Origin of the sequence: Micromonospora sp. NPDC005324, from assembly GCF_040607155.1 — a bacterium.
Lineage (GTDB): Bacteria > Actinomycetota > Actinomycetes > Mycobacteriales > Micromonosporaceae > Micromonospora > Micromonospora trifolii.
Window position 1 is genome coordinate 96,277 of the sequence record NZ_JBEXGE010000003.1, and the last position, 13,175, is coordinate 109,451.

The 13,175-nt window shown below is 73.0% G+C and carries 9 protein-coding genes; 3 read left to right on the forward strand and 6 right to left on the reverse strand.

From position 1 onward, the window contains the following. Positions 1 to 134 precede the first annotated feature (134 nt). Positions 135 to 1,310 (reverse strand): HAMP domain-containing sensor histidine kinase, encoded by a 1,176-nt coding sequence (locus ABZS40_RS04275; protein ID WP_354941760.1) that lies wholly within the window; start codon positions 1,308 to 1,310, stop codon positions 135 to 137. Next, the gene (locus ABZS40_RS04280) at positions 1,307 to 1,975 is read right to left on the reverse strand and encodes a response regulator transcription factor (protein ID WP_088951539.1); all 669 of its coding nucleotides are present in this window, start codon (positions 1,973 to 1,975) and stop codon (positions 1,307 to 1,309) included. Before ABZS40_RS04280 ends, ABZS40_RS04275 begins: the two co-directional genes overlap by 4 nt. A gap of 141 nt (positions 1,976 to 2,116) precedes the next feature. Between ABZS40_RS04280 and ABZS40_RS04285 the strand changes: the two genes are divergently transcribed. Then, on the forward strand, positions 2,117 to 3,268 hold the full coding sequence (locus ABZS40_RS04285; RefSeq protein WP_354941762.1) for a peptidase C39 family protein: 1,152 nt from the start codon (positions 2,117 to 2,119) through the stop codon (positions 3,266 to 3,268). Here ABZS40_RS04285 and ABZS40_RS04290 read toward each other — a convergent pair whose 3' ends face one another. Together ABZS40_RS04290 and ABZS40_RS04295 are read right to left on the reverse strand one after the other, a co-directional pair. Then, entirely contained in the window at positions 3,269 to 4,549 is a 1,281-nt protein-coding gene (locus ABZS40_RS04290; protein ID WP_354941764.1) for a PQQ-binding-like beta-propeller repeat protein, read from the reverse strand. It lies immediately after the preceding gene. Beyond that, the gene (locus ABZS40_RS04295; protein WP_354941766.1) at positions 4,546 to 5,844 is read right to left on the reverse strand and encodes a PQQ-binding-like beta-propeller repeat protein; all 1,299 of its coding nucleotides are present in this window, start codon (positions 5,842 to 5,844) and stop codon (positions 4,546 to 4,548) included. Before ABZS40_RS04295 ends, ABZS40_RS04290 begins: the two co-directional genes overlap by 4 nt. A 133-nt stretch (positions 5,845 to 5,977) precedes the next feature. Between ABZS40_RS04295 and ABZS40_RS04300 the strand changes: the two genes are divergently transcribed. Then, positions 5,978 to 7,846 (forward strand): hypothetical protein, encoded by a 1,869-nt coding sequence (locus ABZS40_RS04300; RefSeq protein WP_354941768.1) that lies wholly within the window; start codon positions 5,978 to 5,980, stop codon positions 7,844 to 7,846. A gap of 24 nt (positions 7,847 to 7,870) precedes the next feature. Here ABZS40_RS04300 and ABZS40_RS04305 read toward each other — a convergent pair whose 3' ends face one another. Further along, entirely contained in the window at positions 7,871 to 9,667 is a 1,797-nt protein-coding gene (locus tag ABZS40_RS04305; RefSeq protein WP_354941770.1) for a hypothetical protein, read from the reverse strand. Next, the gene (locus ABZS40_RS04310; RefSeq protein WP_354942082.1) at positions 9,667 to 11,430 is read right to left on the reverse strand and encodes a hypothetical protein; all 1,764 of its coding nucleotides are present in this window, start codon (positions 11,428 to 11,430) and stop codon (positions 9,667 to 9,669) included. Before ABZS40_RS04310 ends, ABZS40_RS04305 begins: the two co-directional genes overlap by 1 nt. Before the next feature lie 398 nt (positions 11,431 to 11,828). Here ABZS40_RS04310 and ABZS40_RS04315 point away from each other — a divergent pair, with 398 nt between their 5' ends. After that, a complete protein-coding gene (locus ABZS40_RS04315; RefSeq protein WP_354942084.1) occupies positions 11,829 to 12,983 on the forward strand; it encodes a hypothetical protein in 1,155 nt (384 codons plus the stop codon). Positions 12,984 to 13,175: the final 192 nt, after the last annotated feature.

Genomic DNA, 13,175 nt, shown 5'->3' on the forward strand with positions numbered 1-13,175 from the left:
GCTCCGCCTCCGGGACGTCAGCCGACGCGGACCCGGGGCGCGGAGCCAACATTGGTGGACATCGACGCACCCCCTTTCACATCGCGCTGACCCGGCGATCTTGCCATCGGCCGAACGGGGCGCGCAACCCCCCATCAGCCGGCGGGCACCACCGAACCGGGCACCGCCGGAGCATCCGCCGACGGCAGGGTGACCGTCACCTCAAGGCCACCGCCGGGCTGCGCGACCACCCGTACGGTGCCGCCGTGCGCGTTGCAGACCGCCCGGACGATGGACAGACCCAGGCCGGAGCCACGAGCGCCGGTGCGTTCCCGGCCACCACGGCGGAACGGCTCGAACAGCCCCGGCACGTCGGCCTGGTCCACCTCGAAACCGGTGTTCCCCACCACCAGCCAGGACCGCTCACCGTCGGTGCCGGTACGCACCCAGAGCCGGCCGTGCAGGTGGTTGTAGCGGACCGCGTTCTCGATCAGGTTCCCGGCCAGCCGGTCGAGCAACCCCGGGTCACCGACGACCGGCGCGGACTCCAGCGACGTCTGCACCCGCAGGCCGATCCGTTCCACCTCGCGGCGCATCGCCGACAGCGCGTTCGCGGTGCCCGCGGCGAGGTCACACTCGGTCCGCCGGCCCAACTGCCGCCCGACCTGCGCCTCGCTGCGGGCCAGCACCAGCAGCGCGTCCACCAGGCCGTTGGCCCGCTCGGAGGCGTCGCGGACCACTGTCGCCATCCGTCGGTACTCGGCGGCGTCCGCGTCGTCGTCGCTGAGCGTCACGTCGATCTCCGTGCGCATCACCGCGAGCGGGGTACGCAGCTCGTGCGAGGCGTTCGCCACGAAACGCTTCTGGGCTTCGAACGCGGACGCGATCCGGTCCAGCATGGCGTCGAACGTCTTGGCCAACTCGGCCACCTCGTCGTCGGCGCCCGAGTAGCCGATCCGCTGGTCCAGGGTCGCCTCACCGAGCCGCTGGGCGGTCGCCGTGACCTGGTGCAGCGGGCGCAGCGCCCGACCGGCCACCGCGTACGCGCCGGCCACCCCGACCACGCTGATCGCCAACAGCGCGACCAGGCCCTTGGCCAGCAGCTCCCCGGAGGCGGCATCGACCAACTGCCGCTGCCACTGGGCGGCGTCCATCTGCCGGCCGTCGGAGAGCAGCACTGTCGTGCCGGGCACCAACTCGTCGGTGGGTCGCAACGCGTCACGGACCAGCAGCCAGGCAAGCAACACCAGGATCGCCCCGGCCCCGATCAGCAGCACCCCGTTGAGCACTGTCAGCCGCAGCCGCAGAGTGGGTCGCAACCGCCGGCTCACGCGCCCACCTCGGCGGTGCGGTAGCCCGCACCGACCACCGTCTCGATCAACGGCGGGTCACCGAGCTTCTTGCGGAGCGTCATCACGGTGACCCGGACGATGGTCGTGAACGGGTCGGTGTTCGCGTCCCAGACCCGTTCCAGCAGCTCCTCACTGGAGACCACAGCGCCACGCGCCTTGAGCAGTTCGCTGAGCACCCCGAACTCCTTGTTGGTGAGGTCCACCGGCACCCCGGCGCGGGTGGCCACCCGGCGAGCCGGGTCGAGCACCAGGTCGGCCAGTTCGAGCACCGGCGGCGCGGCCGGGGTGGCCCGCCGGCCCAGCGCCTGCACCCGGGCGACCAGCTCGTCGAAGGCGAACGGTTTGGGCAGGTAGTCGTCCGCGCCGAGCTGCAACCCCTCAACCCGGTCGGCCACGGTGCCGCTGGCGGTGAGCATCAGCACCCTGGTCAACGCGCCGGAGGCCGCCAGGTCGGCGCAGATCTGGTCGCCGTGCACACCGGGCAGGTCGCGGTCGAGCACCACCACGTCGTACCGGGTGACGAACGCCGCCTCGTGGCCGGCGTCGCCGTCGTACGCCACGTCGACAGCCATCCCCCGCTTGCGCAACCCCCGTGCGATCGCGTCGGCGAGGTTGCGCTCGTCCTCGACCACCAGTACCCGCATTCCGGCCTCCTCCTGCTGACCACCGACAACCTAGTGCCGGCCGGCAACCATCGTCCCTCGCCGTCCGTGCCGGCCGGCGTTGCGGGCCACCGCGGCGTACGCGATGCTGGCCGGCGTTATCGAGCGACGGACGGACCTGGCATGACCACTGCGGCACCACCCACCCGACGAGACATCGCCTACCGGGGTTTCCACCTGCCGGCCGACACCACCAGCGGCAGCGGCGACGGCCTGCTCGCCGGCGGTCCAGGGCTCGCCCTCGACGGCCTCGCCCTGCGGGGCACCTGGACGTCGCCGCCGGTACCTGTCGGCTTCGCCGTCGCCGAGGTGGTGCCGTCCTGGACGGCCGACACCCCGGACGGCTGCTGGATCGAGGTCGACCTGCGCGGCTGGCACGACGACGCGCCCAGCACCGAGTGGTACCGGCTGGCCCGCTGGGCCGCCGGCGACCAGACGGTACGGCGCACCTCGCTGCCCGGACAGCGCGACGGTGCCGCCCGGGTCGACACCGACACCCTGATCGTGACCGGAGCGACGGTCACCGGTTGGCAGGCGCGGGTGACTTTGTGTCGGCCCTCCGCCAGCCCCAGCGGCCCGGTGCTGCGCAGCATCGGTGCGGTCGCCACCGGGCCCACGACCGTTGACCAGGGGTACGCGCCGGAGCCCGCCTCGTCCGCTGCCCGCGGCCGGGTGCTGGACGTGCCCCGCTACTCGCAGCGGCTGCACGCCGGCCAGTACCCGCAGTGGGGTGGTGGCGGCGACTCCTGGTGCAGCCCCACCTGCACCTCGATGGTGCTCGCCTACTGGGGCGCCGAGCCGACTCCGGACCGCTACGCCTGGGTGGAGCCGTCCGGCCCGCGTCCGGTGGTGGTGCACGCCGCCCGGCACTGCTACGACCACGCGTACGCCGGGGCCGGCAACTGGCCGTTCAACACGGCGTACGCCGGTCTGCACGGGGTGGACGCGTTCGTCACCCGGCTGCGGTCGCTGGTCGAGGCGGAGGCGTTCGTCGCCGCCGGCATCCCCCTGATCGTCTCCGCCGCGTTCCGGGCCGACGAGGTGCCGGGCCTCGGGTACGACACCGGAGGGCACCTGATGGTGCTGGTCGGCTTCACCGCCGACGGCGACCCGGTGCTCAACGACCCGTACGCCCCGGACGACGACGCGGTCCGTCGCACAGTGCCCCGGCAGGGATTCGAGGCGGTCTGGCAGCGCGGCAGCGGCGGGGTGGCGTACGTGCTGCGACCCGCGTCGGTGCCGCTGCCCTCGCCGCCCGCCCAGGCGAACTGGTGATCAGTCGGTCAGTTTCCAGAGCTGGTACGAGCCGGCCGGGGTGCCACTGCACACCAGGTAGCCGCTGATCGCCTGACACTCCCCGAAGGCATCGGGCAGCACGTCAACGATGCGCACCTTTCCGGCGGCGATGTCCAACTCGCCGACGATCACCCCTCCGTCGGGATGCCGACGTATGCCGACCAGCCGGCCGCCGGCGCCGAGTTGGTACAGCTCCCACCGGCCCAGGTCGGCCAGCTGCCGGCCGGTCAGCGCATCGAGCACGATGTACTGCTCCAACGGACCGATACCGCTGAGGTTGGCCATCAGCCGGCCGCCGGCCGGCCAGGCCCACCCCCACTGGCTGCTGCGCCAGCGCACCTCGCCGCTTGCCGGGTCGAGCGCCTGGAGTTCGTTGTTGCCGGTGCGCACACACAGGACGGGGCCGCAGTCCAGCGCGAAGTCGATGTGCACCCTGGCGCGGGTCCAGCGGGGCTTCAGCTCGTCCAGCCCGTACGCGGTGACAGTGCCTGAGCCTCTGTCGATGGCCAGCAACAGGTCCTTTGTCAGGTCCAGTCCGATCGGACCACCGTCGGGCGGGCGCAGGTCGGCGCGGGCCAGCACCGCGCCGGTGATCGCGTCGCGTACCTCGACCGGGCCGTTCAACTGGTTGAGCACCACCCGGTCCACCCCGCGCTCGTCCCCGCGCACGAACATGTCGGCGCTGATGCCCGAGAGCTGCCAGCGCACGGTGCCGCAGCACGGATCGACCGCCCGCAGACTGGACGGTAAGGTCTCGCCGCCGCTGCGCAGCAGCAGGTTGCCGTCGGTCAGCGGGGAGGCAGTGCCCGGCTGCTGCCACCGGTACGCCCCGGTCGCCCGGTCCAGTGCGATGGTGAGTGTGTCCCGACCCTCCGGGCCGATCTCGTACCCGGTGGCCAGCAGCATCCCGGCCAGCGGAGTCATTCCCCAGTAGCGGGCCTCCGCCGACAGCGTCGCCTGCCAGACCGGCTCGCCACCGGGCAGCCGATACGCGGTCAGCCGCCCCTGCCGCGCCGGGTTGGTCGGCTCCACGACCAGGAGAAGGTCACCGTCGATCATGACGTCGGACCCGGGCCGGGCCGGCAGCGTCACCGGGGCCTGCCGGGGTGGTGCGACGGCGGAGGCGGCGAGCGTGACCAGCGCGAGCACCACGACCAGCGCGCAGCGCAGCGGGCGACCGTGGGCGCGAGGTGGGCGGGCCTGCGGGTCCGGGTCCGGGTCGTGCCGCAGCTCGCCGAGGTCGATCACCGAGTCGGTCACCGCGTCAACCTCCACAGAGCGGTCGTGCCGTCGAGGCGCTGGCAGAGCAGGAGCGGCAGGGACGCCTGGCAGCTGCCGGCGATGCCCGGTAGCACGTCCACGATCCGCGGTAGGCCGGCGGCCAGGTCCAGTTCGGCGACGACCATCCGACCGTCGTCGCCCCGCCGCACACCGGCCAGCGGGTCGTCCGGCCGGAGCACCGGCAGCAGGCTCCACGCGCCCAGTTCGGTCCGTACCTGCCCGGTGGCCGCGTCCCGCACCGTGTACCCCTGGCCGGGCCTGGCCATCAGCAGCCGGCCGTACCGGACGTCGGCCAGGTTGTCCTGACCCGGTTCCGACCACCGCACCGCGCCGGTGGCCGGGTCGAGCACCTGAAGGCCGCCGGTCTGCGGTACCGCGCAGAGCAGACCGCCGCACTCGAGCACATGCGACACCAGCGTCACCTCCGCCGTCCACCGTGGCTCCAACTCGGCCAGCCCGAAGCTCACCAGCCGGGTGCTGCCCGGCGGGACGAGCAGCAGCAGGTCGTCGACGACCTGCACACGCTGGTACGCCGACCGGTCACCGGTCAGCGTGTCGATGCTGCGCAGCAGCTGGCCGGTGCCGGCGTCGTACACCTGCACCTCGCCGGTCGGTTGCAGGAGCACGAACCGGTCGACCTGGCCCTCTGGGGTGAGGTGGTAGGTGGGGCTGGCGGCCGGCGGGATCGGCACCGACCAGAGCACTCGGCCGGTGTCGGGCTCGACCCCGCTCATCGCGCCCGACCCGTCCTCCCGGCCGTCGGTCACCAGCAGGCCACCGCCGGTTGTCGGCTGGGGAGCACCGGGATGCTGCCAGCGTTGCCGGCCCGTCGCGGCGTCGAAGGCGGTGGTCTGGAACAGTCGGTTCGGGGCGTTGACCGCCATCGCCAGCACCAACCCCTGCTCGACCCGGACGTCGAGGTAGTCACCGGTGCGGGCCAGCGGCGCCCGCCACCGCCGCCGCACACCGGCATCGGTCGGTGCCGGCTGGGCGTACGCGGTCAGGTACCGGTCCCCGGCGGGTGTCGGCGGGTCGACCACGAAGACGCCGTCCCCGGCCAGGTACGCGGTGGCCGTTCTCGACGCCGGCACCACGCTCACCGTTCGCTGCGGTGGCGGCGTGGCACCGGCCAGCACCACCAGGCTGAGCAACAGCACCGCCGCGCTGCGCAGCGGGCGACCGGCGGCGCGCGGCCGACGAATTGGAGGCGCCGACGTGGGCTCGTCCCGAATCTCGCCCAGCTCGATGATCGACAACGACCGTCCTTCCGTCACCAGGTAAGGCTGGCCGACGGGTCACCGTCCGGCAAACCGACCGTCGGCGCACCGGCCCGGCAAAAGCGACGGAACCCCGCCTGTACGATGGCGCGTCGTGGCTGTGCCGGTGGTAGACCCTTCGCTGAATCCCGTGACCGACGCCGACCCGGCCGAGGCCGAGTCGACACGGCGGCCTCGACGCCGTCCGGCTCGAGCCGACCTGTTGGCCCTCGGAGCCTATGTGCTGCTGGGCGTCTTCGTCTGCCTCAACTACTGGGGTGACGTCAACGGCCGGGTCTCCTCGCACCTGCCCACCGATCACAGCTGGTTCGAGTGGCTGTTCGCGCACGGCGCGTTCTCGGTGCGACACCTGGAGAACCCGCTGTTCACGGCCCGTCAGAACGCCCCGGACGGGGTGAACATGATGGCCAACACCTCGCTGCTCGGGGTGACCCTGCCGCTGGCCCCGCTGACCATGCTGCTCGGCCCCCAGGTGATGTACGCGCTCTACCTGGGCGCGGCGCTGGCGGCCACCGCCGGCACCGGCTACTGGATGCTCTCCCGCCACCTGGTGCGCTCCCGGGCGGCGGCGTTCGTCGGCGGCGCGTTCCTCGGCTTCGCGCCGGGAATCATCCACCACGCCAACGGCCAACCGAACTTCGTGTCCAACTTCCTGCTCCCGCTGATCGTGGTGCGGGTGCTGACCCTGGGTGAGCCGGGCCGCTGGCGACGCAACGGGCTCGTGCTCGGTGCGCTGGTGGCGTACCAGATCTTCATCAACGAGGAGATGCTGCTGCTCACCGCGCTGGCCTGCCTGGTCATCGTGCTGGCGTACGCCGTGCAGCGGCCGCGGGCCACCCGGGCCGCCGCCGGCACGTTCCTGGCCGGGCTCGGCGTCGCCGGCGGGCTGGCCCTGGTGCTCACCGCGTACCCGATCTGGTTCCAGTTCAACGGCCCGCAGTCCTACCGGGGCCTGCAGGGCGGCGTGTTCCACAACTGGGGCGAGGACCTGGTCGCCTTCGTCACCTTCGCCCGGGACACCTGGGCCGGTGACCCGGCCGTGGAGAAGACGATCGGCCTGACCGAGCAGAACACCTGGTTCGGTTGGCCGCTGGTGCTGCTCTCGGTGGTGGCTCTGGTGCTGCTCGTACGCCGCTCGCTGGCCGCGCGGATCGCCGCGGTGCTCATCGTGGTGTTCAGCGTGGCCGCGATCGGTCCGTGGGTGCGCTTCAACGGTGTGGAGACCGGTGTGCGCGGCCCGTGGTCGTACGTGTCGGACGACCTGCCGCTGGTCGAGATGATGATGCCGACGCGGTTGACGCTGGTGGTCGCCGCCGCGGTGGGCGTACTGCTCGCGTTGACCTGGGACGCCGCGCACCGCCAGGGGCGCCCGGTGGCCGACCGGCCGCGGGTGCCGACCCAGCGCACCACCGAGGCGACCCCGGCCGTGTCCGCCGAGCCCGCCAGGTCCGCCGAGCCGGTCGCGTCGCGCCGTCGGTGGCTGCGTCCGGTGGGGTACGCGGCTGTCGCCCTCGCCGTGCTGCCGCTCTTTCCCCGCCCGCTGCCCGCCCAGCAGATCGACCCGCCGCCGCACTTCATCACCGCGGGCGGCTGGCGGCCGTACGTGCCGGCGGGTCGAACCCTGGTGCCGGTGCCGATCCCGAGCAACGTGCACGGTCTGCCGACGCTGCGGTGGAGTGCGCTGACCGGGCAGGAGTTCCCCGTCCCGGGCGGCTACTTCATCGGCCCGAACGAGCTGGGCGAGGGGGTCTTCGGTGCGCCGAACCGACCGACCAGCTCCCTCATCTACTCCACAATGGACAGCGGTACGCTTCCGGCGCTGACCGACGAGAACCGCCGCCAGGCCGTCGAGGACCTGCGGTTCTGGCGGGCTTCGGTGGTGGTGCTCGGGGCGCACCCCCGCGAGGCGGTGCTCCGTGAGCTGGTCACCGCGCTGATCGGGCCTGCGCAGCGGGTCGACGACGTCTGGGTCTGGGACGTGCGCGCCCTGGTGGGTTAGTCGAAGACCGCACCATCGGTCGGCTCAGCCGACGCGGTCCCGGACGTCCCACAACCACCCGCCGTCGACCGGTCGGCCCGGGCCGAGCAGGTCGTCCACTGTGCGGCGGACCGGGTCACCGTGCTCCAGCTGCCCGAGTAGGACCACAGCGGCCCGCCAGTGCCGCAGGTCCTCGACGGCCTGGCGGCGGTCGGCGTCGGTGAGCACCGGCACCGTCCCGGTCTCGGCCACCTGCCGCAGCAGCACCGACGTCGGCCGGTCCGGCGCGCCCCAGCGGGCCGCCGGGTCGTCCGGGCCGCTGGGGCCGATGAAGTAACCGCCCGGCGCGGCGAACGTCAGACCGGTACGGGCGGACCAGAGCATCACCGGGCTGCGCCCGGCACCGGTGACCGGGGGTACCGCGACCACCGTCCGACCGGGCGGTACCAGCGGACGCCAGCCACCGGCGGCGAGAAACGCCGGCACCGGCGCGACCGGCACCACGCGGATCGGCGTCGGAATCAGGGGCAGCAACGCGGCGGCGACCGCTCCGGCCCACAGCAGCCGCACCGGTAGGCCCGGCGCCACGTTCGGCCCGCGCGCGGCCCGGACCCGGTCCGCTGACAGCGCCACCAGCACACCCAGCACCGGTACGCAGACCAGCGCGAACCGGGCCGGCACCGCGAGATCGAGCAACGGCAGCCCGCCGACCAGCCGGTACGGCCCCGGAATGCCGGTGGCCTCACCGTCCACCCGCAGCTCGTCGCCGAGCGAGAGCAGGGCGAAGACAACGCCGCAAGCGGCCAGTGCCCGGACCAGTGGTCGTCGCCACTGCCAGATCACGATCACCACGGCGAGCACCAGCAGACCCGGGCCGAAGAACGAGTTCTCCTCGGTCGGGTTCGGCGACAGCAGCCCCGGCAGCCAGTCGTCACCCAGCACTGTCTGTCGGGCCGACGCGGTGAACGAGGCGACGTCCAGTTGGAAGCCCTGCGTGGCGAACGCCATCCCGGAGTAGTGCTGCGGGCCGTGGAACTGGAACCACAGCGGGTACGCCAGCGGCACCACCGCCACGCCGGCCGCCACCGCCAGCCGGCCGAAGAGGGCCGGCGCGAGCCGCCGTGCGGCCACGCGGTCGGCGAGCGCGTACCCCAACGCGAAGACCCCGGCCGCGAGCGCCAGGAAGACCAGCACCTCCTCGCCGATGAAGACCTGCCAGACGAGCAGCAGCCCCAGGCCGCCGCCGGGCCGCCACACCCCGTGGCGCGTGGTCTCCGAGGCGGGCCGGAACACCAGGGCGAGGATCGCGGGCACCAGGAACTGGGCGGCGATGTGCAGGTGGGCGCCCGCCTGAGCGATCATGCCCGGGGCGAAGCCACACATCAGCCCACCCACCGCGGCCGCGGCCCGGGTGCCGACCAGCCGGCGGCGCAGCAGCACGTACCAGGCGGTGGCGGTCCCGGCGAGGCAGCAGACGACCGCCACGCAGAACGCCACCTGCGAGCCGAAGAGCACTGTGACCGGGGTGAGTGGGACACCCAGGCCGAGCACCGAGGTGTTCGCCATCAGGTTGACCCCGTCGGGCGCGTTCAACGCGGTGCTGAAGAGCGGGTTCTCCCCCTCGACCACAGCATGCGCCGCGTGGGCCAACATCCACTCGAAGAGGATCTGGTCACCGGCCTGGTGGAACAGCCGCCACGGGCGACCCCACTGCCCGCTGGTCACCAGCACGGCGAGGCCCAGATAGCCGGCCACCACCAGCGCGTCCCGCAGCCAGGCCGGCCGGGACGCGCCGACCGTCGCCGGGAGCGAAATGTTCGGGGACGTCGTCCCGGTGGTCATCAGACCGAACGGTCGGTGAGCGTCCGGACGTCCCAGACCCAGACATCCAACTCCTGGCGGCCCGGGCCGACCAGCTCCTCGACCGTACGTCGCAGTGGCTCGGCGTTCTGCTGCCGTACCGGCAGAACCAGGATCGCCGCCCGCCAGTGCCGCAGCTCGTCGGTGAAGCGCCGACGCTGCCGGTCGTCCAGCTTGGGCGTACGGCCGGTGGTCGCCACCTCCTCCAGCATCTGGCCCACCCCGCTGGGACGACCGCCGAACCGGCCCGCGTCACCGGTGTTGCCGTTGCGGGGCGCGAGGAAGTAGCCGCCGGGGATCTTGAAGTCGAGGTTGGTGGCCGCCGCCCAGCGCATGCCGTGCGTGTTGCCCATGCTGGGCACCGGGATCGGCACCAGCGTCTGGTCCGGCCCGACGTACGCCCGCCAACGGTCCGCAGTGATGAAGTCCGGCACCGGCGGCCGGGAGACCATCCTCAGCGGCATCGGCGCGATCGGCAGCAGCGCGAAGGCCAGGCCCGCGGCGGTGAGCACGTGGACGGTACGGCGGTCGGCCGGGCGCAGTGCCCAGGCCCGCTCGACGGCGAGCGCGAGCAGAAGGCCCACCACCACGCTGGTGATCAGCCCGAACCGGGTCGGCACCACCGCGTCCAGCAGCGGCAGGTGAACCAACCACTGCCACGGCCCGGTGATCAGCTCGCGGTCCCACCAGGAGACCCGCTCGCCGAGGGAGAGCACGGCGAAGAACACGCCGGTCACCGCGAGCGCCCGGACGATCAACTCCCGGCGCAGCCAGACCACGATGCCGATGGCCAGCATCGACAGGCTCCAGCCGAAGAAGGCGTTCTCCTCGGAGTAGTTCGGCGCCAGGTTGATGTTGGCTCGCTGGTTGCCGCCGAGGGTGGGCGAGCCGGGGGCGAAGAAGGCGGCGATGTCGTTGCCGTAGTCCTGCACCGCGTCACTGAGCCCGTGGTAGGCCATCGGCCCGGCGAACTGCACGTACAGCGGGTACGCCAGCAGCGCCCCGGCCAGCAGCGCGCAGGTCGCCACGCCGGCGCCCAGGGGTCGCCACGCCGCCCGCCACCGCGCCGGCTCCTGGGCGAGCACCGCCAGCAGGAAGACGCCGCAGGCCATCGCCGTGAAGAGCAGGATCTCCTCGTTGATGAACGCCTGCGCGGCGACCAGCAGGGCGAGCAGGGCCCCGTCCCGGACCGGCTTTCCGGAGCGGGTGAGCACCAGCACCCGCCACACGATGAACGGCAGCAGGAACTGGCTGATGATGTTCGGGTGCCAACTGGCGTGCGAGAGCATCGAGGGCGAGAACCCGCAGAACCAGCCGCCGACCGCCGCCGCGAGCGGGGTACGCACCAGGTGGCGGGAGAGCATCAGGTACCAGGCCATGGCGGTGCCGGCGAGGCCGAGCGTGACCAGCACCACGAAGGAGACCGCCGGCCCGAAGAGGAGCGTCACCGGGACCATCGGGATGCCCAGCGCCAGCACGGCCGTGTTGGCCATCAGGTTGACGCCGTCCGGGTAGTTGAACTGCTCGGTGTAGAACGGGTACTCGCCGTGCAACACCACGCGGACCGAGTGGGCGAGGAAGAACTGCACCTGCGCCGGGTCACCGGTGTAGAGCGAGGCCACCCGGCCGGACGGGTCGAGCCAGATCCGGCTGGTCACCCAGAGTGCGGCGAGCAGGAACAGCCCGCCCACCGCCAGGTGCTGCCGACGCCGAGTCCACCGACGCCACCGCGCCCGCGTCGGCACCGCGCTCTCGACCGGCGCTTGGGGCTCCGTTGGCGCTTCGGGTTCTGCCGGCGTTTCGGGGTCGGCCGGGTCTGTGGTGGGGGCGGTCAGCGCGGGCGGGCCGGCGAGGAGGCCGGCCGGTGTGCGGTAATTCACCAGCTCGGCGGAGTCGGCTGCCGCCTCCGTGTGCGGCGCGGGCAGGGCGCGGGACTCGGCAGGCGTCACAGTCGGCGGAGTCTACCGGAGCAACCAAAACGCCCTAAACCCCCGGTGGTGTCCATTGTGGTGGTTCGAGTGCCGGCCAGCTGAGGCCCCGCATCGGACATCTCGTACTATGGCGCTTTCCGACAGCGACGGCGAGGCGATCGGGGGCGGGCCAGGTGACTCCAGGCCGTCGGTACGGCAGGGCGCTTCCCGTCCTGCTGAGCGCGCTGCTGGCCGGCACGGCCTGCGGCCCGGTAGCCGAGCGGAAGCCCCAGAACCTCCAGGTCGGGTACGACAGCCTGGACGGCACCCTCGCTGTGTGGCCGCCCCGCGGCGACCTCTCCGGAGACGCCACCGCGACGGCAGCGGTCACTGCGGCGGTCCGGGGCTGGCGGTCGCCGGCCGACGACCGCGCGCACCTGCCCTCGTCCGGCATCCTCTTCTCCGGTCGGGTCGACGGCGCCCCGGTGGCGCTGGTGGCCGCCGACGTACCCGGCGAAAGCGCCTCCTGGCTGCTGCAACTGACCCGCGAGGGCGACCGGTACGCGGTGACCCGCGCCACCGAGTACACCGACCCGGGTTACCTCGTCTACTCCGACGTGCTGCCGGTGCAGACGGCCGGCGGCCGGCGTTACCTGGTCTCGGCCCGGGTGCAGAGCCTCCTCGGGCCGCAGGACCGGACGCTGACCATCGCGGACGGTCTCAGCGCACCTGTCGACGTGCCGTCCTGCACGGCCGTCGGCGTGACCGCGACCCTGCGGACCACGGAGTCGCTCCCCCGTGGGCGGGCTGCCGACCGGCTGCTCGACCTGGGCACCGGCACCGTCGACCCGCGCTACCCGCTGGTCCGCGACGAGTCCGGCACGGGCCGGCGGGCGCTCACCGGCCTGGACACCTGCGTGCTGTCCGGCGACCGGGGCCCGTTCGGCAGCATCCCGCGCCGGATCGGGGACCGGGACGCCCCACGCTCGGTGCCGACGTCCTGGCCGATGGCGAAGCTCACCGTGCGCTCGCTCGGCGAAGTCGCCCTCGGCGGCGGCGAGCCGGCCGAGTTGCAGCAGCTCAGCTGGGACACCGACGCCGGTGCGATGACGGCGGTGATCTACCGACCGGCCGACGGGAGCGCACCCGTCGTCTCACCCGCCGACCGGGCCACCCCGTTGCAGGCGTACCAACTGCCAGTGCCCGGTCAGCCGCTGGTGGTGCTGAGCTGGCGGGCCACCCGGGACAGCTCCCTGTCCGTCCCGCCGGGCACTCCCCTGCTGGTCGAGCGCCCCGGCCTGGCGGTCATCCCCACCCCGTCCCGCTCCCAGACCTACAGCCTCGCCAACACCGACAAGACCCACTACCGCTCAATCTCCCCCCGCTAAACCCCACCCCACCCCACCCTCGCCCCACCCCACCCCACCCCCGCGATCTTGCACTTTCTGCGCCGACAAATTGGGGCTCAAGGCGCATACCGCCGACCGAAAGTGCAAGATCGGCGAGGACGGGGCGAGGGGCGAGGGGCGGGGCGGGGCGGGGCGGGGCGGGGCGGGGCGGGGTGAGGGAGTCCGGGATGG